Raw genomic sequence first — 19,269 nt, forward strand, 5'->3', positions numbered from 1 at the left:
ACATAACGGGCGGTGCTCCCGGGTAGCGGGCAGGGAGTATCCGAGAGGCCGTGTCGGCCTTGTGGGGAGGTGGCCGAGGTGGGCCGAGAAAGGGACGGCCGGGTCGTGGTGGTCAGCGGGGCCAGCGCCGGAGTCGGCCGCGCGACCGCCCGGGAGTTCGCCCGGAAGGGGTACACCCTGGCCCTCCTGGCGCGGGGACGGGCGGGGCTCGACGCGGCGGTGGAGGAGGCCCGCGACGAGGGGACGTCGGCGATGGCGGTGCCGGTGGACGTGACCGACGCCGACGCGCTGCGCGAGGCCCTGGCCCGGGTCGAGTCCGAGCTGGGACCGGTGGACGTCTGGGTCAACTGCGCGTTCGCCACGATCATCGCGCCGTTCATGGAGATCGAGCCGGACGAGTACCACCGGGTCACCGACGTCTGCTACCACGGCTACGTGCACGGCACCCGGGTCGCCCTGGAGCGCATGCTGCCCCGGGACCGGGGCGTGATCGTGCAGGTCGGATCGGCCCTGGCCTACCGGGGCATCCCCCTGCAGGCGGCGTACTGCGGGGCCAAGCACGCGATACGCGGATTCACCGACTCGGTGCGCTCCGAACTGATCCACAGGGGCTCGCACATCAAGGTGACGGAGGTGCACCTGCCCGCGGTCAACACCCCGCAGTTCACGTGGGCGCGCTCGCGCGTGGAGGGCCGTCCGCGCCCGGTGGCCCCGGTGTACCAGCCGGAGGTGGCGGCCGACGCGATCGTCTGGGCCGCCGAGCACCCGCGTCGGCGCCGGTACTGGGTGGGGGCCTCGACGGTGGCCACCGCCCTGGGGCAGCGGCTCGCGCCGCGCCTGGTCAGCTGGCAGCAGGGGCGCAGCGGGTTCAAGGCCCAGATCCGCGACCTCCGTCCGTCCGCGCGCGACAACCTGTTCCATCCCCTGGACGACGAGCGCGACTACGGCGCGCACGGTGAGTTCGACGAGGAGTCGCACGAGGTCAGTCCTCTCCAGGAGATGAACCAGCGGCGCCGCACCGCGGCCCTGATGGGCGCCGCGGGTTTCGCGGCCGGAGCCGTGGGCTTCGCGGTCACCCGGGGCATACGCGGACGGGCCTGACCGCGTGGGATGAAGCCGAAACGAAGGGGGAAGAGATGGCTGAGCACGATCCCGTCGTCGACGACGTGTGGAACGACTTCCACTCGGTGGTGAACATGACCGGCCAGGAGCTGCGCGAGTGGCTGCTCACGAACGCCTCCGGTGAGAACGCCTTCGGCGCCGACCCCGCCCATCCGGTGTGGCGGAAGGGCGAGGCGATCGTGAACCTGCTGAACAAGCGCCGGGTGGACGTGACCGACGGGGACGTCGAGCTGATGCGCGAGGTCTCGGAGTTCGTCCGCGACCAGTTGGCCGATCCCCGCCGCGAGGACGCGGAGTGGCGGCACCGGCTGATGTCGGTGGGGCACGACCCGCTCAGCCCGGACTCGGCGCGTCCCGACGAGGAGGAGGACCTCGAGAGGTAGCGGAGGCCGTGCCGTCGGGGCGGGCGCGGTGCGCCCGCCCCGACGTGTGTGCGAGCCGCCGGGATCCGCCGGAATCCAGGCTGGTTGGCGGGCTGGCTGGAGACGTGGCGGACGTGGACCACGGGATTCCGGCCGCCAGGCCTTGTCGGGGCGCTTTTCTGCCCTCCGGAACCGCTGACCGAGCACGTACCGAAAAGCACGGGCCAAGCACAGAACACCTCCTCCCGCGTCCCATCATCACCACCCGGCCCGGTGGTGGAAGGGCTCCCCACCGCGCCTTGTGACCGCGGGAGAACGTCCTGTACTCTCCTCGCGGTCTCGGCGGCCCCGCGTTCGCCGCCGGCGCCTCCCACCCCCCAGACGAGAGTGACGTTCATGAGACTCGGGAACGTGCCCCTGAAGAGCGCCGCCGCCGTCCTCGCGGCGGCCCTGCTCTGCGCCCCGTCCCCCGCTTCCGCCCTCGCCCGGGACACCGCCGGGACGACCTCGGTGAGTGAGACCGAGATCCTCATCACCAACGACCACGAGGTCCTGGAGGTGGGCCCGGAGGGAGACGTCGAGAGCGTCGACGCCTACCTTGAGCAGACCTACTCCGAGGACGAACTCTCCACCCTGGACACCGGATACGGATACCTGACCAACGGAAGGCTGCGCATCGTCGCCACCGGGTGCAGCAGGGCCACGGTGGACTACACCAAGTACAGCGGCAGCAGCATCACGGTGAACTTCCGGGTGCGGTACGCCAACGGCGGACAGACCGCCCCCTCCGCGTGGAAGACCGTGAGCAGCAGTGCGAGCGCGTCCTTCAACCTCGCCAGCGTCCAGCACGTGCGCGGCGTCATGAGGCTCGTCAACGGTGCGGAGTACCACACCGAACTCGTGCGCTGCAACTGAGTCCGCTACCGAAATCCCTGGCCGAGCCCGGCCCCGGCCGCCCCCTCCGGCCGGGGCTCGTCCCTGTTGGAAGCCCCATGTGGATGGTCCTGCTCCACGTGACTCCGCTGACCGTCGCCGCGGTGCTGGTGTCACTCCTGCTGTCGGCCCTGATCCTCGCCCGGTGGCGTGGGAGGAGCCCGGACACCGCCCGCCGCGCCCTGCGCGGTCTGCTCGCCGCGGCCACGGTGGTCTACCTGGCGATCCTGGCCATGCCGGTCTTCAGTTGGGAGCTGGTGGGGACCGGGCAGTCGCGCCATGTCGACTGGAACCCCCTCAGCGCCTACGAGGAGCTCCGGTGGCAGCAGGAGCAGGAGGAGCACGTCGAACCCGAGGAGTTCAGCGTCCTCCTCGAACACGGGGACGCCCTCGCCCACTACACGGCCCGGGAGCTGACCCCCGAACAGGTGGAGGAGGCCCGCGACGGGCGGGTCGGGCTCGGAGAACAGGCCGGGGGCCGGGAGATCGACTACGTCGTCCACCCCACCACCGGCGGCCGTGAGGTCGTGCTCACCCCCGAAGGCGGGGAGGTCTCCCCCGAAACGGCCGCCAGGGTCCTCGCGGAGGTACGGCCGGTCATCGACGCCCAGGGACAGCCGGTCCGGTTCCAGACGTTGATCGTCGAGGAGAAGCTGGTCAACGCCCTGCTGTTCGTACCCGTGGGCGTCGTCGCCTGCCTGGCCCTGGGCTCGTGGCCCTCGCGCCTGCTCTACGGCCCGGCCCTGAGCCTGACGATCGAGACCGTCCAGTGGGCCATGGCCGCCGGACGCGGCGCCGGTACCGGCGACCTCCTGGTCAACACCGTCGGATCCGTCGCGGGGGTGGCCATGGCCGCCGCGGCGGTGGCCCTCGTCCGCCGCACCCTCCTGGACCGGTCCTCCCGCGCTCGGAGCCCGGCCTGAGGACGGAGGGGCGAAGGCGTGCGGGTCGGGGACGCGGTCGGGCCCGGGAGTCCCGCGCGGGCGGGCCCCGGCGCGCGGAGGCGGCCATCCACGCGGGCACGCCTTCCCTGGGTGAGCCGGTGGCGCACGTGAGGGGACGGCGGGCGGGACGCCGGCCGGGCCTCCGGGCGAACCGGCGGGAGGATGGCCGGGCCGCCCGGTCACTCGACTGCTCCCCCGGCGGTGCCGGTGCCACGAGAAGCGAGAGGTCCCGTGTCCAACATCTTCACGAGCTTCCTGCGCGTCATCCCCCGCCCTGATCGGAGTATCGGCCGCGACGAGGCCGAAGGGATCATCGACCGGATGCTCAACGAGCGCGGGTCGTACAACGTCCCGGTGGCGGTCCGGCGGGCGGACGACGGAAGCCTTCTCGACATCCAGGCCGGCTGCGGGAAGAACCCGGACTTCTACGGCTTCTGGGAGGACCACCGCGACCAGTACGCCTGCGTGTGGGAGCGGTTCTTCGACGAGGGCGGTTTCCAGGACACCATCACGCACTTCGGTCAGGAAGGACAGACCAGGCACGGCGCGTTCTGGTACGGGTTCGACGGGGTGCGCGTGCTCGGAGCCGCCGACCACCTTCCCGACCTCGGCATGCCGTCCGTCTCCTGGGAGCCGGACGGCGACGGTGCCTGGCGTGCCGGCGTCACCGGCCGCTACCAGACCGGGAACGACCGGGCCGACATCGAGAAGGCGGGACCGTGCTCGACGGAGGTCGAGTGGAACCCGCCGGTCATGGACGTGGCCCCCGGCGGCCTCGCCACAACGACGACTCCCAGTTACTGGAACGCGGAGATCGTGAGGATGGAGCCGGACGGGCTGCACGGATTCGTGGAGCGCGGCTACCACGGCACCGCGAGGGAGTCCCGTGTGGAGCGTGTGGAGCTTCTCTGGCGCGGACGCGTGGTGCACCGGACACAGATGGAGTACGACGCTGACTTCGGTGAATACGAATGGGAGCAGCGCAGCGCCGACGACTGGGACAACTGCCTGAGCCCGGACTACCTCGCGAGCATGCGGAGAGTACGGCGACGTCGGTGACATGCCTGAGGGGACGGTGCCGGACGCGCCATCTCGGCTGGAGCCCGCTCAGCGCCCCGGAGGAGCCCCGATGGCAGCGGTAGCGGGAGGAGCCGCGTCAGCCCCGAAGGGTTCGGCTTCATGCCCGGACCCGGGGACGCCCTGGCCCCGGGACGGATCCCGGCTGTTCAGAAACGGAACCCGAAGAGTCCTCCTGTCTCGGAGTCGTCGAGACGGGGCGCGATGACGTGGGGGTCGGCGTCGAAACCCATCCGCTGGGCCTTGGCGAGGTCATCGGAGTTCATCGTCACGACGTACTGCATGCCCTCCTCCCGCGTGACCCGCGCGGCCAGGTCCAAGGCGCGGGCGACCTGTCGCTCGTCCACCCCGTCGTAGAGCTTGCTGTCGTGAACGAGGAAGTCGGGGCCGCGTCCCGTCCGATGGGCGATCACCGCCCAGGTCAGGTCGAAGCAGAACATCTTCATGTTGGAGATGCCCGTGCTGTCGTCGGCTTCGAGCTTGAGTTCGATCTCCAGATGGCTCCTTCTGGCCTGGAAGGCCAGGTAGGGGGAACGGGCGTCGCCGTACAGGTGCTCGGCGAACCGGTTGAACAGCAGGCTGGCCCGCCGCTCCTGTTCTCTCCTGACCTCGATGTCCCTTTGGACCTCGTCCTCCAAGGCGGTCTTGTCCTGGTCGATCTGGCGACGGCTCTGCTCCAGGGTCCGCGCGGCGTCGAGCCTGCGCTGGAGGTACTCCCGATGCGCCTCCAGCTGGAGGTGTCGGGGATGAACCACCGCAACGTCGAGGTCCGCCCCCACCTGGAGACGGTGGAGGCCTACCAGGACCCCGCCGCGTGGGAGCGCATCACCGAGGACAAGCGCGACCAGCTCGCCGAGACCCTGGCTCCCCTGCCCACCGAGTACAAGGAGGACGAGAGCGGCCAGGAGGCCAAGCGCTTCGACCTGTTGGCGCTGCGCCTCCAGCTGGGCGTCCTGGAACCCGAGCCCGGGTTCGACAAGCTCCGGCGCCAGGTCCAGGACATCGCCGAGGCCCTGCTCGACCCCACCACCCTGAACAACCCCGTGGTGGCCAGGCAGCGCGAGCTCCTGGCCGACCTGACCACGGACGCGTGGTGGCAGGACGTCACCCTGCCGATGCTCGAAGCGATGCGGCGGCGCGTGCGCGGCCTGGTGCGGCTCATCCCCAAGGCCCGGCGCGGGATCGTCTACTCCGACTTCGAGGACGAGCTCGGCGAGCTCACCCGGACCGAGCTGAACGGCCTGGACGTGGGCGGGGGGTGGACCCGGTTCGAGGTCAAGGTCCGCACCTACGTGCGCAGCCACGCCGACGACCTGTCCGTGCAGAAGCTGCTGCGCAACAGGCAGCTCACCAGTGCCGACATCGACCACTTCTCCCGGTTGTTCCTCGACAGCGGATTCGGCACCGAGTCCGACATCGAGCGCGCCGAGGAGCAGCATGGCGGGCTGGGGCTGTTCCTGCGCTCCCTCACCGGTCTGCGGCAGGACGCGGTGACCGAGGCCTTCGACGCCTTCCAGGCCGGGCGGACGTTCACCTCGGCCCAGTTGCGCCTGCTGAAGCTGATCATCGACTACGTGGCCAAGAACGGCTTCCTGGACGTGGGCGACCTCTACGAGCCGCCGTTCACCGGTGTCTCCCCGGGCGGCCCCGAAAGCGTGTTCTCCGGCACCGAGGTCGACACCATCGAGGAGGTGCTCAAGGGCATCAAGGAGACCGCGGTCCCCCAGGAACGGGCCGCCGGCTGAGGCCGAGGTGACGGGCGATCCCGACACCATGCCGCGGAGAGCCCGCCGGGTCGGAGCGGGGAGTGTGAGCACGCTTCCCGTTCCGCTCGCACAGGACCTGTGTACCGTGGACCGGTATCGGCTGGAGAGGCCCCTGGCGGCCGCGGACCACAGCAGCGATTCGTTCGGCGTGCCGACAAGAACCAGGCGAAGGATTTCGCCGGGGAACCCGAAGGCCGCGACATCTCCCCCTGTTATCGGAGGAAGCCTTGATCGTCAGCAGGATCATCGATCAGGAAACCCGGGACGGAGTCAGGATGAAGGCCTTCATCCTGGGATTCCCCACGTTCTTGGGTGAAGGACGGGGCCTCGTCCAGATCTTCACGGGCAGCGGTCTGGTACGTGACGTGTACATCCTCACCGAGATCAAGTCGAACCCGATGGAAACGGGCCTGGTCACCCGTGTTCCGGAGTTGGCCGCGATCCTCCAGAAGGATCTCGCTCTTCCCGGCCCGGAGCCCCTGACCGCTGGTGAGTGGTACGCCCACTACGGCCCCTTCTCCTACTACGACGACATCGGCCCCGCCGGCTTCACCACCATCCCCCTCAGATGGGAGGAGGGCCGGTTCACCGACCCGGTCTCAGATCGCAAGGTGGTCCCCGACGACGAGGCCGAGGCACTGCGCAAGCGGCTGTCCTTGCCACCGGTCGAAGAAGTCCTGGAAGCCCTGGGTGAGAGGGCCTGATCCGCAGTGGGACCACAGGAGACCAACCGAATCTCGGGGCGTGCGCTGTTGCGCCAGGTCAAACAGGGGTTGTCCCAGTACCAGGAGCCGGTGCGCCGGACCGGACGGTCGATCTCCGTCATCCGGTTCGAGCCGGTTCGGGGACTCGATGCGCAGACCCGGGTGAAGCTGGAGGCCTCACGTGTGTCCGCGAACCAGAAGTTGAAGAACTTCTCCTCCATGGGCTTCGGGACCAAGGACGTCCACCTACCTCATAACGTCGACCCCGGGCGCTTTCACGAGGAGATCCTGAAAGCGAACGAGGACCCGAACTCCCTCGGGATCATCGTGCAGTTCCCGCCTCCTCGGACCCTTCTTCCGTACGTGCAGGACATCGACCCTCGCAAGGACATCGACGGGCTGCTGGGAGCACGGTCGCAGCAGCGGGCGTGCGCGACGGCCGACGGGATCACCCGGGTCGCCCTCCCGTATGCGCGCGATGGTGCGGAGGTGTCCGTGATCGGATCGAAGGGCTTCGTGGGCGGCGGTGTGGTCCGTTTGTTGAACGACCAGGGAATCGAGCCGGTCTGCCTGGACTACGGGGACGACCTCTCGCGAGCGCGGCAGTCGGACGTGATCATCAGCGTCACGGGTTCCCCGGGCATCATCGGACGCGACATCATCGCCGACCACCACCGGGCGGTCATCGACTCCGGCTTCGTTCCGAGGGGGACGGCACCGTCCAGGGCGACGCGCGGCACGATGCCTACGACGTTCCTCAGCGCATCACCCCCGTACCAGGCGGAATCGGTCCTGTCGAGATGGCCGTGCTCATCGAACGCGGCGTCCAGGCGGAGGTGGACCCCCGGCTGAAGAGCTGGAGCTTCGATGGGAACGAGGTGACCGCCGGGCAGCGGGTCGGACGCGGTTCGGAAGAGCAGTCCAGGGAACGCGTCAAAGTGGGTTCCAGGCTCGGCAGAGACCCCGAGGAGCCGTCCGAGAGCCGGAACACGCAGGGCAAGCCACCGTCCGGCATGTCCAGAGCCGCGCGCATCGCCCAACGTGGACAGCTCCCGTCCGGCATGTCCAGAGCCGCGCGCATCGCCCAACGTGGACGGCTCCCGTCCGGTACGGAATCGCAGAACACCGGAAGTGCACCGGGACCAAGCAGTGACTCACCAGGCGGTGACGGCGGCAGGGAACTCTGAGTAGCCCTTCGGTGGCTACCCATCGGGTCGGGTGGGCGGCCACCGCGTGACGGTTCCGACGCGGCTTCGAACAAGTCCGGCCCATGTGAACACAGGGATCTACCGGAGCGGGACTCCCCGTTCCCGACCCTCCCGGGAGCTCGCAACGGGAACCGTCCTGGGGCCTTGGAGCGCTCGGGTCGCGTTGGACGTGGAGGCCTGAGGGGTGATGGTCGTGGATGATGACGGGCGGGTCGGCGCTGGAGAGATCGCGGAACGGGTGCGCAGCGGCCAGGTCAGTGCCGTGACGGTGGTCGAGGCGACCCTGGAGGCCGTCGAACGGGTCGACTCCGGGATCAAGGCGTTCCGTGAGGTGTGGTCGGACACCGCCAGGGAGCACGCGTCAGACGTCGACGAGGCCGTCGCCGGGGGGAAGTACCTTCCCCTCGCCGGAGTCCCGTTGGCCGTGAAGGCGTCCGAGGGGATCGGATCACTCCAGGCCCGGAAGTTGCTCGAAGCCGGGGCGGTACCCATCGGCCCGACCTCGGTTCCCGGCCCCGGCACGGAGTGGAAGACCTGGGGTACGACAGACCGGGGAAGGACCGTCAATCCCTGGCGGGCGGACGCCACCCCCGGTGGCTCGTCGGCGGGCTCGGCGGCCGCCGTCGCGGCGGGGATGGTGCCGTTGGCGACGGCGAGTGACGGGGCCGGATCCACCCGGATACCGGCGGCCTGGTGCGGTGTGGTCGGCTACAAACCCACCACCGGTCTGCTGCCCGCCCGGGACAGAGCCGGGCTCGGGCTCGGCGGGCCCGTCACCCGGTCCGTTGCCGACGTGGAGCTCTACCGGTCGGTCGTACTGGGATCGGAGCCCGCACCGCCTCTGTCCCGGCCACTGCGTGCGGCGTGGTCTCCGACGCTCGGCTTCAACGAGGTGGACCCGGAGGTCGCCCGGGTCGTGGACCGCGCCGTGCGGAGGTGGGCGGATGGTGGCCGAGTGTCGTTGCAGGAGGTGGACCTGATACTGACCGACCCCGCCGCGAGTTGGCTCGCCAAGCGGAGGAAGGGGCCGGACACCACGGTTCGGGACGACGACGCCGCCAATCGCGCCGCGCTCGACGACCTGTTCGGTTCCGTGGACCTGTTGGTCACCCCGAGCACCCCGAACCTGCCACACGGGCACGAAGGCCCTGGGAAGGTGATGAGCGTCGGGTTCACCTGGCTGTTCAACATCACCGGGCACCCGGCGATCAGCCTGCCCGGTGGACTGTCCGCCGGTGGACTGCCTGTCGGTGTGCAACTGGTCGCCGGTCACCACCGTGACGACATGCTGTTGGCTGCCGCGGCCGACTACGAGCGCAATGTCCCCTGGCCCTCCCTGCCCCCGGCGTGTTCTCACCAGTGTTGCATCAGGCAACGTCGCCCTGTCGACGACAGCGCGTAGGCCGCCGATCGTCGGCGTAACGGTCGAGCCAGATGATGTAGTGGTGGATCATGCCGTCCTTCTCCTCGTGGCCGGCGTGTCTGGAGGCCGCCGGTGTCGCCGTGCCAGTGCAGGCGCAGCTCCGGGTCCACGTTCTGGAGGGCGTCGACGACCGCCTGCTCGTCGGGCCTCCCGGCGACCAGGGCCACCGCGTCGTAACTCAACGGCTCTCCGGTGGCGGCCGGGGACGGGCGGGGACCGCCACGGCCCCGCCCGCCCGGATCAGGCGTCCTGGTGCTTTTCCACCCAGGACGTGAGGGGCTGCCCCTGGATGGCCGCCGCCATCAGCTCGGGGAACGCGTCCGGCGTGCAGGCGAACGCGGGCACCCCCATCTCGGCGAGCGCGGACGCGTTCCGCCGGTCGTAGAACGGCGCTCCCTCGTCCGAGAGGGCCAGCAGCACCACCACTTGGACGCCGGCCGCCTGCATCGCGGCCACCCTCCTGAGCATCTCCTCTCGGACACCGCCCTCGTACAGGTCGCTGATCAGCACGAAGACCGAGTCGTTCGGCTTGCTGATCAGCCCCTGGCAGTAGGCGATGGCCTTGTTGATGTGCGTGCCGCCGCCCAACTGGGTGCCGAACAGCACCTCGACCGGGTCGGTGAGCTGCTCGGTCAGGTCCACCACCGCGGTGTCGAACACGACCAGGGACGTGCGCAGGGTCTTCATCGAGGCCAGGACCGCGCCGAACACGCTCGCGTAGACCACGGAGGAGGCCATGGAGCCGCTCTGGTCGATCGCCAGCACCACGTCCTTTTGCACCCCGCGGCTGCGGCGCCCGTAGCCCACCAGGGTCTGCGGCACGATCGTGCCGTGCTCGGGGAGGTAGTGGGCCAGGTTGCGGCGGATGGTCGCGTTCCAGTCGATGTCGGCCGCCCGGCGCGGCCGGTGCGTGCGGGCCGACCGGTCGATCGCCCCCTGCACCAGGGACCGCGTCTTCTGCGCCACCCGGCGCTCCAGGTCGTCGACCACCCGGCGCACCACGGCGCGGGCGGACTCGCGGGCCTGGTCGGGCATCACCCGGTTGAGGGAGAGGAGGGTTCCGACGAGGTGCACGTCCGGCTCGACGGCCTCCATCATCTCCGGTTCCAGGAGGAGCTGGTGCAGGCCCAGCCGGTCCATGGCGTCCTTCTGCATCACCTGCACCACGGAGGACGGGAAGTACTCCCGGATGTCACCCAGCCAGCGCGCCACGCGGGGCGCCGAACCGCCGAGGCCGGCGGAGCGCTCGCCGCCGGACGGTCCGCCTCCGGAGCCGTCGCCCCGGTTGTACAGCGCCTCCAGGGCCGCGTCCGTCCCCTGGTCGGCGGTGCTGAGCCCGGAGGGGCACCGCGCCTCCCGGCCCAGCACCAGCCGCCAGCGGCGCTCACGTTCGTCCACGGCGTTCAACCGAGGCTCCTTCCGTCGGTGAGGATGGCCAGCGCGGTGGCCAGGGCCGGGGCCGCGCGTTCGGTGTCCACGTCCACGCGGACCGGGGCACCGCGGTCGGCGGCGGGCGCCGAGCCGAGCCGCAGGGCGGCCGCGCCGATCTCCTGGCGCTCGGGGCCGTTGAAGGCCCCGAAGGTGCGCCGCAGCAGCGGGAGCACGGCGGTGAACCGCTCCTCGGGCAGGGCGAGCAGCCAGGTGTCGATCAGCCCGAGCAGGTGCTCGTCGTGCACCAGGATCAGCCCGCTGCCCTGGAGGAACCCCTCCAGCCACGCGGCGGCCGAGGAGGGTTCGGCGCCCGGGGACATCGCCAGGCCGAGGCGGCGGCGCAGTTCGTCGGCCTCCAGCAGTCCGGCGTCGGACAGCATCCGGTTGACCCGTCCGGCGATCCGTCCGGGCAGGGTGTCCCGCTCGGCCAGGGCGACCAGGGCCGCGGTCCAGGCCCGGGCCCCCTCGCCCGCGAGGAGGGTGGCGGCGGTGTGCGTGGCGTCGATGAGCCCGACGAACTCCGCCGCCGCGTCGTCGTCCAGACCGTGCACGGCCGGGGCGAGTCCGACGCACACGCGCCGCAGGATCTGCTCGGCGACCGTGTGCAGGTGGGCGCCGTCGGTACCGCGCACGTCCCCGTACCGGGCCGAGCGGGCCAGCGGGGGCAGCGCCGCCATCAGGTGGGTGACGTCGCTGTCGGTGGCCGCGCGGTCGGTGAGCAGGGACAGCACCCGGGGCAGGGCACCGCCCAGCTCCGCGAACAGGCACTGCTCGGTGAGGGAGGTCAGCGCGGGCAGGGCCGCGCTCTCGGCGAGGTCGGCCACCCTGGCCGTGGCCGCCGAGGCCACGGTGGTGCCCCACCGGCTGGCCTCGATCAGCGCCACGTCCATGTCCGGGTCCCAGCGCAGCCGCCACGACTCCCGGAAGGTGCCCTTCTGCCCGCCCCCGGGCGAGCGGGGAACGCCCCACTCGACGCCGAGCAGCCGCAGCCGGTGCAGCAGCACGCTGCGTTCGCGCTGGCCGTCCTTGCGCAGGTCCAGGTCGAGGTCGCGGTCGAAGGGCTCGGCCTTGAGCCGCAGGCGCCTGCGGATCGCGATGAGGTCGCGCTGAAGCGGGACCATGGGCGTGGACGGGGGCACCGAGCCCATCCGCTCGCCGACGGCCATCCGGCGGTGGACGAGGGCGGCCCGCGTGGGCTCGCCCTCGCAGAGGACGGCGGTGAGCGCCTCGGCCACCTCGTCGAGTCCGGCGAGGGGGCGCCCGCGCAGCACGGCGAGGCTCTCGGCCAGCCGCACGCCCTCGATGACGTGGGAGGAGGACACCGACAGCCCCTCCTCGCGGAGCATGCGGGCGGCGTCGGTCAGCCACCGGTGCACCGGCAGGTCGGGCGCGGTGAACAGGTGGTGGTACCAGCCGGGTGCGGCCACGCCGGCGCCGTAGCCGCTGGCGGAGGCCAGGCGCCCGTGGGTCCACGGAACCCAGGTGGCGGTGACCTTCGCCTTGGGCAGGCCCCTGAGCAGGGCGGTGTCGTCCTTGACGGAGTGGTCGGCCAGGTCGCGCAGCGCGGGGGCGTGCCAGGCGCCGCAGACCACGGCGATCCGCTCGTGCCCCTCCTTGAGGGTGGCGCGCAGGGTCTGGCGCATGTACGCCTCCCGGCGCGCGTCCCTTCCCCGTTCGGGCCCGGACTCGGCGCGGACGGCGGCCATGGCGTCGGCGATCGCGGGGAACGGTGAGGGCTCCCCGTCGCGGCGCTGCTCGATGACGTCGTCCCACCAGCGTTCGGCGTCGTCGTAGCCCGCGGCCTCGGCGAGTACCCCGAGGGGGTCCAGCCGGACCCGCTCCGACTCGCCCACCTCACCGTTCCCGGTCTCCTCGGCGTCCGTTCCGTCGGCCGCACCGGTCCCCTCACCGGAATCCGTGCCCGGTCGGCCGTCCTGCTGTTCGGCCCGCTCCCCGGCGGCGCCGGGCCGGCCGTCCTCCTCCTCGGCCCGGCGCCGCTCCTCGGCCTCGGCGACGCGCTCGGCGAGGGTGTGCGCGGCGGGAAGGTCGCAAAAGCGCACCCGTACGCCGTTCTCCACCGCGTAGCGCAGCGCCTCCCACTCCGGGGAGAAGCCAGCGAAGGGCCAGAACGCCCAACCCGCGTCCGTCCGCGCTCCGTTCCCTTCCCCCTTGGGCGTGTCGGCGAGGTAGGCCAGCAGTGCCACGGGCGGCTCCAGCTCGCCCACCAGGGAGGTGAGGGCGTCCGCCTCCGGCGGCCCCTCGATCAGCACGGCGTCGGGCTTGATCTCCTCCAGGGCCGCCCGGACGGCCCGGGCCGACCCCGGGCCGTGGTGCCGCACGCCCAGGACGTGCAGCCCGCTCGTGTCCAGTCGGGATCGGCCCATCAGGCGCCCACCTCGCGGCAGGCGCGGTAGAACTCGCCCCAGCCGTCGCGTCCGCGCGCGACGGTCTCCAGGTACTCGCGCCAGACCACGCCGTCGGACACCCGGTCCTGGACGACGGCGCCCTGGATGCCGGCGGCCACGTCGGCCGGACGCAGCCGCCCGTCACCGAAGTGCGCGGCCAGCGCGATGCCGTTGGTGATCACCGAGATCGCCTCGGCGGTGCTCAGCGTGCCGCTGGGCGACTTGACCTTGGTGCCGTTGTCCTCGGTCACCCCCGAGCGCAGCTCGCGAAAGACCGTGACCACCCGCTGGATCTCGGTGAGGCTGGTGGGTACCTCGGGCAGTTCCAGGGACCGGCCGAGCTGCTCCACCCGCTGGGTGACGATGCGGACCTCGTCCTCGGCGCTGTCGGGCACGGGCAGCACCACGGTGTTGAACCGGCGGCGCAGCGCGCTGGACAGGTCGTTGACGCCCCGGTCGCGGTCGTTGGCGGTGGCGATGATGTTGAACCCGCGCTGGGCCTGCACCTCGATACCCAGCTCGGCCACGGGCAGGGCCTTCTCCGACAGCACGGTGATGAGTCCGTCCTGGACGTCGGAGGGCATGCGGGTGAGCTCCTCGATACGGCCGATGGAGCCGCGTGCCATGGCGGTCATGACCGGACTGGGCACCATGGCCGCCTCGGAGGGGCCCTCGGCGAGCAGCCGCGCGTAGTTCCAGCCGTAGCGGACGGCCTCCTCCGAGGTTCCGGCGGTGCCCTGGACGAGCAGGGTGGAGTCACCGGAGATCGCGGCGGCCAGGTGCTCGGACAGCCAGGTCTTGGCGGTGCCGGGGACGCCGATGAGCAGCAGCGCCCGGTCGGTGGCCAGGGTCGCCACGGCGACCTCGACGACGCGGCGCGCGCCGATGTACTTGGGGGTGATCTCGGTGCCGTCGGGCAGGGTGGCTCCCAGCAGGTACTGGGTGACCGCCCACGGGGAGAGCCGCCAGCCCGGGGGCCGCTGCCGGTCGTCGATCTCGGCCAGCGCCTCGATCTCGGCGGCGTAGGTCTGCTCCGCGTGCGGGCGCAGGGCCTGTGCGGCGTCGGTCCGGATGGAAGGGGCGGAGGTGGTCAACTAGAGCTCCCTGTGCATGTCGAGTCGGAACCGGAGGGTGTCCCGGAGCTGGAGGTAGGCGTCGGCGGAGGTGTCGATCGGGGGTTCGCCGGGCAGTTCGGCGACGTACTCCGGGGCCATGTGCGCGGCCGCGGCCTCGCAGAGCTCCCGATATCCGTGGTGGTCGTGTTTGCGGCCCTTGGTGAGCAGGCGTCCGACCACCCGCTCGCCCAGTTCCGGGGTCCAGGGCCCGCGTACGGCGTGCAGCAACTCGCCCCAGCGGACGAGGGGTGCGGCGTCGTCGAGAACGCCGGACACGAGCCCGCAGCGCTCCCGCAGCGGCAGCAGTCCCAGCAGGTTCGCCAGCTGGAACAACTCGCCGGTGTTCGGGTGGCGCATGGTCTGGACGCCGATCGTCCCGAGGGCGGCCTCGGCCCACTCCGCGTCCTGCTGGACCACCACGGCGTTGACGAGGGCTCCGAACAGCCGGTTGTTCCTGCCGTACCCGCCGGGCCCCTTCCTCGCCGCGGTGAGGACCCCGGCGGGGTCGGTACCGAGCAGCCCGGGCCACGCGTCCAGCGGTGTGTGGGTGACCAGCGCCCACATCCGCTCCTGCCTCTGGTTCGCGCTCTCGCTCCGGCCGTCGGATGCGGCCAGGGCGAGGTCACGGCGGACGGCGGGATCGTCGGTGCCGGCCGGGTCCATCCGAAGGATCCCGTCCGCGTCGAGCGAGGCGCTCCGCCGGACGCAGCCGCGCAGCCGTTCGGCGTGGGCACCGCCGGTCAGCCGTGTGAGCAGGGACAGCGCGCAGCCGCGCACGTTCGCGCTCCGGTCGTCCAGCGCCCCTTCGAGGAACTCCTCGTCCGCGGGGCCGAGCCCGGTGGCGAGTGTCTCCAGCAGGCGCCGGCGCAGCTCGGCCTTGGCCAGGCCCGGCCAGGCGGCGGCGAGGAGTGCACGGGCCCGGCCGGGGTCGGCGGCGCGCAGGGCCGCGAGGGCGCGGCGCCGCTCGCCGGGGGTGCCGCGTTCCCAGTCGCGTTCGCCGAACCGGTCGCCGGGGGCGGACTCGGCCAGCATGTAGGACCAGGAGGGGTTGAACCGGGCCATCCAGTGGCCGCGCGTACCGATGGCGGTGGCGAGCGCGGGGCGCAGCCGGCTGTCGCGCACGCCCTGGTCGAGGAGGGCGGGGACGCTGGAGTGCGCGGCGCGCCGTCCTCGGGCGGCCACCAGTTCCAGCCACTCGGGAAGGAGTTCGATCCGTTCCGTGAGGACGCGCTCCAGCCGGTCGGTGGCGGCCCGGCCGACCTCGGGGCGCTCGTCCTCGGTGTCGGGGGCGAGGGGCGCGGTCCCGGTGGCGGGGACGTATCCGGCCACGCGCCGGACGGCGGCCAGGGCGGCACGGTCCAGGAGGGCGCCGGCGCCCTCGGCCCCGGGGAGGTCGGGCAGGTCGGGGGTGTCGGGGACGGGGCGCCGGGAGGTGCCGACGAGGGCGGCGGAGACCAGGCGGTCCCAGGAGTCGGCGGGGGCCGGGGGGTCGGGGGATTCGGGGGCGCGGGTACCGGTCACAGGGAGACCGCCTTTCCGTTCCGGTCCCATACGGCGATGGGGGTGAGGCCCTCTCCGGGGGACCACTCGGCGGCGACGGTGGCGGGATGGCCGCCGGTGACCGCGAGGAGCCGCCAGGGCTGGGCGTTGGCCAGGGGCAGTGCGGCGCCGTCGGGGTCGGTGAGGTACCACCGGCCCTCTCGATCGGGCACGGCGCGGGCGGGGGCGGCGCGGTCGAGCACGACCGGCCAGGTGTCGCACCAGGGGTCCTCCGCGACGGCGGCGGCGAAGGCGTCGAGCGCCTCGGCGACCATGCCGCCCTCGGGTGGGGGCGCGGGGGCGGTGTCGCCGTCGCGGACGGGGACGACGCGGTGGCCGTCGGGGTAGAACGCCAGCTCCGCGGTCACGTCGGTGCCGGCCCGGAAGGGGGTGGGGGGTGTCTGTCCGGTGCGGGCGAAGGTCAGCGACAGGGCGGTGCGCCCGGTCCCGACGCCGCGCAGCCACAGGCGGCGGGCACGCATGTCGGTCTCGGCGGCGGCGGTGTCGCGCCAGCCCAGGACCCGCCAGGTGTCGTGGACGCGCTCACCGCCCGCGAGGACGTCCTCGGCCCTGGTGGTGATACCGACGCGGGCGCGGACGGCGCCGCGGGTCCGCTCGCCGAGGGCGTCCCCGGCGCGGTAGGCGCCGACCAGCAGGTGGAGGAGGCTGAGGCGTTCGAGCAGGCGCTCGGGCCACCCGTCCCCGCGGGCCGCGCCGGGCAGCTGGGAGACGAGGGCGGACGCGCCGCCCGCCTTGGCGTCGACCAGGCGCTTGGCCATGCGGTCCCAGTGGCCGTAGCCGTACTTGGGGACCTCGGCCAGTCCGGCGTCGATCTGGTCGTGCAGCCAGAGCCGGAGCTCGTCCATCCCGGCCCCGACCGACTCCTCCCTCTCCCTGAGGGTGGCGGCCGCCCTCTCCGGGTCGGCGGGCGCGGCGGCGGAGGCGCCGCCCTCCGCGCGCGCCTTGCGGGCGGCCCGGCCGGAGAGCCACTTGGCGACCCACTCGGGCCTCTCCTCGCGGGGTACGACCTGTTCCTGGGCCCACAGCGCGAGCAGGGCCAGGGCGTGCTTGCACGGGATCTTCCGGCTGGGGCAGCTGCACTTGTAGGCGGTGCCTCCGTCTCCGTCCAGGTGGACGGCGGTCAGGTAGGGCTTGGACCCGCTGCCCTTGCACTCACCCCACACGGCGGAGGTGCCGCCCGAGGGCGCGGACACCACCCCGCGCTCGGGCCAGGACCCCTCCTTGGCCACCTTGAGGGCGGCCTTGCGGGAGGAGGCGTCCGGAGCCAGAGCCCATACGTCGTCGGTACTCCATCGATCGCTCACGCAGAGAACACTACGGACCGGTGGTGACAGAACGGGGACTCGGAAAGCGCCTCCGGAACACCTTTTCCGAACGCCCCGGCGCGCCGTCCGCCGCACTCCGGAAACTGTCGCACCCGTGTGCCAGACTCAGGCCGAGGAGCGGTATCGGCGGCTCCCGGAGGCCCTGCGCACACCGTGTTTCCGCGCGCCCGCACATCATTTTGCGTTTTATGCGGCGTTCATCCTCATATCAGGAATGCAGAAGCGCGCATTTCTCCAGGCGTGTTGAAAACATAACTTCCGCACTTCTAGAATGCCACGACCGGGAACCGGTCCACCCACCGGTTCGCCCACCGGTCCGTCGACGGTACGCGCTCCGTCCCGCCGACGAGGACGGCCCCGCTTCCCCACCTCCCGCCGCACCAGCACGAGATCTTCCCGAAGGGAGGGAAGCGGATCCCGCTCCCCGGGGACCGCACGCCCCATGACGAATGTCCACCCCACCGAGATCATCCGGCTCCACGGCACCACGCCCGACACCGGCCGCGACGGTCTGTGGGACGCGCTGCGCGCACACCACGGCCCCGTCGCCCCGGTGGAGTTGGAGCCCGGCGTGCGCGCCTGGCTGCTGCTGGGCTACCACGAGAACCTCGCCGTGCTGCAGAACCAGCACCTGTTCTCCCGCGACACCCGCCGCTGGCGCGAGGCCGGCGCGGGGCGCGTCGATCCGGCCGCCGTCCGGCCCACCCTGTCCTGGCGCCCCAACGCGCTGTACGCCGACGGAGCCGAGCACGTACGGCTGCGCTCGCCCATCGTGGACGCCCTGGCCAGGGTGGACATGAACGCCACCGCGCGCACGGTCCGCCGGATCGCCGACGGACTGGTCGACTCCTTCGCCGCCAGAGGCAGCGCCGACCTCGTCTCCGAGTACGCGGATCCACTGCCCGTGCTGGTGGTCAACAGCCTGTACGGGCTTCCCGACGACTACGGGTACATGCTCGGCGACCTCACGGCCGTCGTCCTGGGGGAGGACGCCGGACGCGGCGAGGACGCCGTCGCCCGCATGCACCAGTACTTCTCCGAGCTGGTCGTCCGCAAGCGCGAGCGCCCGGGGGCGGACCTCGTGTCGTGGATGCTGGAGCACCCGGCCGGGCTGAGCGACCACGAGGTCGCCCACCAGGCGGCGCTCATCAACAACGCCAGCCACCAGGCCACCACGCACCTCATCGGTAACACGATGCGCACCCTGCTCACCGACGCCGGAATCCGCACGGCGCACACCGACGCCCTCCTGCCGGTCCACGAACTGCTCGACCACGTGATGTGGACCGACGCCCCCTGCCAGATCCTGCCCGCCAGGATCGCCCTGCAGGACACGCGCATCGGCGCCACCGGGATCCGGGCGGGCGACGCCCTGCTCATCGGCTTCGCCGCCGCCCACCGCGACCCGGCTGTGCGGTGCGAGCGCGACGGCGGTACCGGGGTGTCCAGCGGGCGCCGGGCCCACCTGATGTTCGGCGCCGGGCCGCACGCCTGCCCGGCCCGCGAGCTGTCCAGGATGATCGCCGCGATCGCCGTCACCGCGCTCCAGGAACGACTGGCCGGGCTGCGGCTGGCCGTGGCGCCCGAGGAGCTTCGCTGGGTACCCTCACCCTTCGTGCGCGGACTCCGCGAGCTGCCGGTCGACTTCACCCCGTGCGGACCCCCCACCCCGCCGCGCGGGAAGCCCGCCCGGCCCGTGCGGCCCGCCGGACCAGCCGGATCCGGCGCGGACCCGGAGGCCGAGGGCGCCGACGCCCCCGAGGACGACCTGCTGGGACGCCTCCTCGACTGGTGGCGCGGCCTGCGGCCGTAGCGCGCGGGGGCCTCACCCCAGGCGGCCCATGGCGTCGCACAGGAGGTCCTCGGCGGTCTGCGCCCGGTCCTCCTCGTCGAG

The 19,269-nt window shown here is 72.2% G+C and carries 16 protein-coding genes; 10 read left to right on the forward strand and 6 right to left on the reverse strand.

All coding sequences use genetic code 11. The features are described from left to right. The first annotated feature begins 69 nt into the window (after positions 1-69). The 5 genes from A6A08_RS02755 to A6A08_RS02775 all read left to right on the forward strand — a co-directional run bounded on the left by A6A08_RS02755 (position 70) and on the right by A6A08_RS02775 (position 4,420). Complete coding sequence (locus A6A08_RS02755) at positions 70-1,101, forward strand: SDR family oxidoreductase (protein ID WP_073700879.1); 1,032 nt, start codon at positions 70-72, stop codon at positions 1,099-1,101. Between the two features lie 35 nt (positions 1,102-1,136). Continuing rightward, a complete protein-coding gene (locus A6A08_RS02760) occupies positions 1,137-1,505 on the forward strand; it encodes a DUF3140 domain-containing protein (protein ID WP_073700880.1) in 369 nt (122 codons plus the stop codon). Positions 1,506-1,880: 375 nt separating this feature from the next. Beyond that, the gene (locus A6A08_RS02765) at positions 1,881-2,399 is read left to right on the forward strand and encodes a hypothetical protein (protein WP_073700881.1); all 519 of its coding nucleotides are present in this window, start codon (positions 1,881-1,883) and stop codon (positions 2,397-2,399) included. A gap of 77 nt (positions 2,400-2,476) precedes the next feature. Then, entirely contained in the window at positions 2,477-3,340 is an 864-nt protein-coding gene (locus tag A6A08_RS02770; RefSeq protein WP_073700882.1) for a VanZ family protein, read from the forward strand. 252 nt (positions 3,341-3,592) lie between these two features. Continuing rightward, entirely contained in the window at positions 3,593-4,420 is an 828-nt protein-coding gene (locus tag A6A08_RS02775; RefSeq protein WP_073700883.1) for a hypothetical protein, read from the forward strand. 167 nt (positions 4,421-4,587) lie between these two features. Here A6A08_RS02775 and A6A08_RS02780 read toward each other — a convergent pair whose 3' ends face one another. Further along, positions 4,588-5,193, reverse strand: coding sequence for a DUF2326 domain-containing protein (locus A6A08_RS02780; protein ID WP_242422067.1), 606 nt, complete (start codon positions 5,191-5,193; stop codon positions 4,588-4,590). Between A6A08_RS02780 and A6A08_RS02785 the strand changes: the two genes are divergently transcribed. From A6A08_RS02785 to A6A08_RS02800, 4 genes are all read left to right on the forward strand, one after another. Continuing rightward, complete coding sequence (locus A6A08_RS02785) at positions 5,185-6,183, forward strand: type I restriction-modification enzyme R subunit C-terminal domain-containing protein (RefSeq protein WP_073700884.1); 999 nt, start codon at positions 5,185-5,187, stop codon at positions 6,181-6,183. The two genes, A6A08_RS02780 and A6A08_RS02785, sit on opposite strands and share 9 nt — an antisense overlap. 296 nt (positions 6,184-6,479) lie before the next feature. Next, entirely contained in the window at positions 6,480-6,908 is a 429-nt protein-coding gene (locus A6A08_RS02790; RefSeq protein WP_206780066.1) for a hypothetical protein, read from the forward strand. 6 nt (positions 6,909-6,914) lie between these two features. Continuing rightward, positions 6,915-7,760, forward strand: coding sequence for a tetrahydrofolate dehydrogenase/cyclohydrolase catalytic domain-containing protein (locus A6A08_RS02795; protein WP_073700886.1), 846 nt, complete (start codon positions 6,915-6,917; stop codon positions 7,758-7,760). Between the two features lie 543 nt (positions 7,761-8,303). Continuing rightward, positions 8,304-9,518 carry an amidase gene (locus A6A08_RS02800; RefSeq protein WP_083608795.1) on the forward strand — a complete coding sequence of 405 codons (1,215 nt, stop codon included), beginning with the start codon at positions 8,304-8,306 and terminating at the stop codon, positions 9,516-9,518. A gap of 261 nt (positions 9,519-9,779) precedes the next feature. Here A6A08_RS02800 and A6A08_RS02810 read toward each other — a convergent pair whose 3' ends face one another. The 5 genes from A6A08_RS02810 to A6A08_RS02830 are packed head-to-tail and all read right to left on the reverse strand — an operon-like array spanning position 9,780 to position 17,279. Then, positions 9,780-10,946, reverse strand: coding sequence for a VWA domain-containing protein (locus A6A08_RS02810; protein ID WP_073700889.1), 1,167 nt, complete (start codon positions 10,944-10,946; stop codon positions 9,780-9,782). Beyond that, positions 10,943-13,354 carry a DUF5682 family protein gene (locus A6A08_RS02815; protein ID WP_073700890.1) on the reverse strand — a complete coding sequence of 804 codons (2,412 nt, stop codon included), beginning with the start codon at positions 13,352-13,354 and terminating at the stop codon, positions 10,943-10,945. Before A6A08_RS02815 ends, A6A08_RS02810 begins: the two co-directional genes overlap by 4 nt. Further along, positions 13,354-14,469 (reverse strand): AAA family ATPase, encoded by a 1,116-nt coding sequence (locus A6A08_RS02820; RefSeq protein ID WP_073700891.1) that lies wholly within the window; start codon positions 14,467-14,469, stop codon positions 13,354-13,356. Before A6A08_RS02820 ends, A6A08_RS02815 begins: the two co-directional genes overlap by 1 nt. Further along, positions 14,470-16,011, reverse strand: coding sequence for a DUF5691 domain-containing protein (locus A6A08_RS02825; protein WP_274533988.1), 1,542 nt, complete (start codon positions 16,009-16,011; stop codon positions 14,470-14,472). Continuing rightward, the gene (locus A6A08_RS02830; RefSeq protein WP_073700893.1) at positions 16,008-17,279 is read right to left on the reverse strand and encodes an SWIM zinc finger family protein; all 1,272 of its coding nucleotides are present in this window, start codon (positions 17,277-17,279) and stop codon (positions 16,008-16,010) included. The genes A6A08_RS02825 and A6A08_RS02830 overlap by 4 nt, the downstream gene beginning before the upstream one ends. Before the next feature lie 538 nt (positions 17,280-17,817). Between A6A08_RS02830 and A6A08_RS02835 the strand changes: the two genes are divergently transcribed. Next, positions 17,818-19,188 carry a cytochrome P450 gene (locus A6A08_RS02835; protein ID WP_073700894.1) on the forward strand — a complete coding sequence of 457 codons (1,371 nt, stop codon included), beginning with the start codon at positions 17,818-17,820 and terminating at the stop codon, positions 19,186-19,188. The last annotated feature ends 81 nt before the right edge of the window (positions 19,189-19,269 follow it).

Origin of the sequence: Nocardiopsis sp. TSRI0078, assembly GCF_001905145.1 — a bacterium.
Classification (GTDB): Bacteria; Actinomycetota; Actinomycetes; order Streptosporangiales; family Streptosporangiaceae; genus Nocardiopsis.

Excerpts from the sequence above, each read along its gene's own strand:
- A6A08_RS02760 (WP_073700880.1), top strand. The coding sequence starts at position 1,137 with ATGGCTGAGCACGATCCCGTCGTCGACGACGTGTGGAACGACTTCCAC.
- A6A08_RS02765 (WP_073700881.1), top strand. The coding sequence starts at position 1,881 with ATGAGACTCGGGAACGTGCCCCTGAAGAGCGCCGCCGCCGTCCTCGCG.
- A6A08_RS02770 (WP_073700882.1), top strand. The coding sequence starts at position 2,477 with ATGTGGATGGTCCTGCTCCACGTGACTCCGCTGACCGTCGCCGCGGTG.
- A6A08_RS02785 (WP_073700884.1), top strand. The coding sequence starts at position 5,185 with ATGAACCACCGCAACGTCGAGGTCCGCCCCCACCTGGAGACGGTGGAG.
- A6A08_RS02790 (WP_206780066.1), top strand. The coding sequence starts at position 6,480 with ATGAAGGCCTTCATCCTGGGATTCCCCACGTTCTTGGGTGAAGGACGG.
- A6A08_RS02800 (WP_083608795.1), top strand. The coding sequence starts at position 8,304 with ATGGTCGTGGATGATGACGGGCGGGTCGGCGCTGGAGAGATCGCGGAA.
- A6A08_RS02815 (WP_073700890.1), bottom strand. The coding sequence starts at position 13,354 with ATGGGCCGATCCCGACTGGACACGAGCGGGCTGCACGTCCTGGGCGTG.
- A6A08_RS02835 (WP_073700894.1), top strand. The coding sequence starts at position 17,818 with ATGACGAATGTCCACCCCACCGAGATCATCCGGCTCCACGGCACCACG.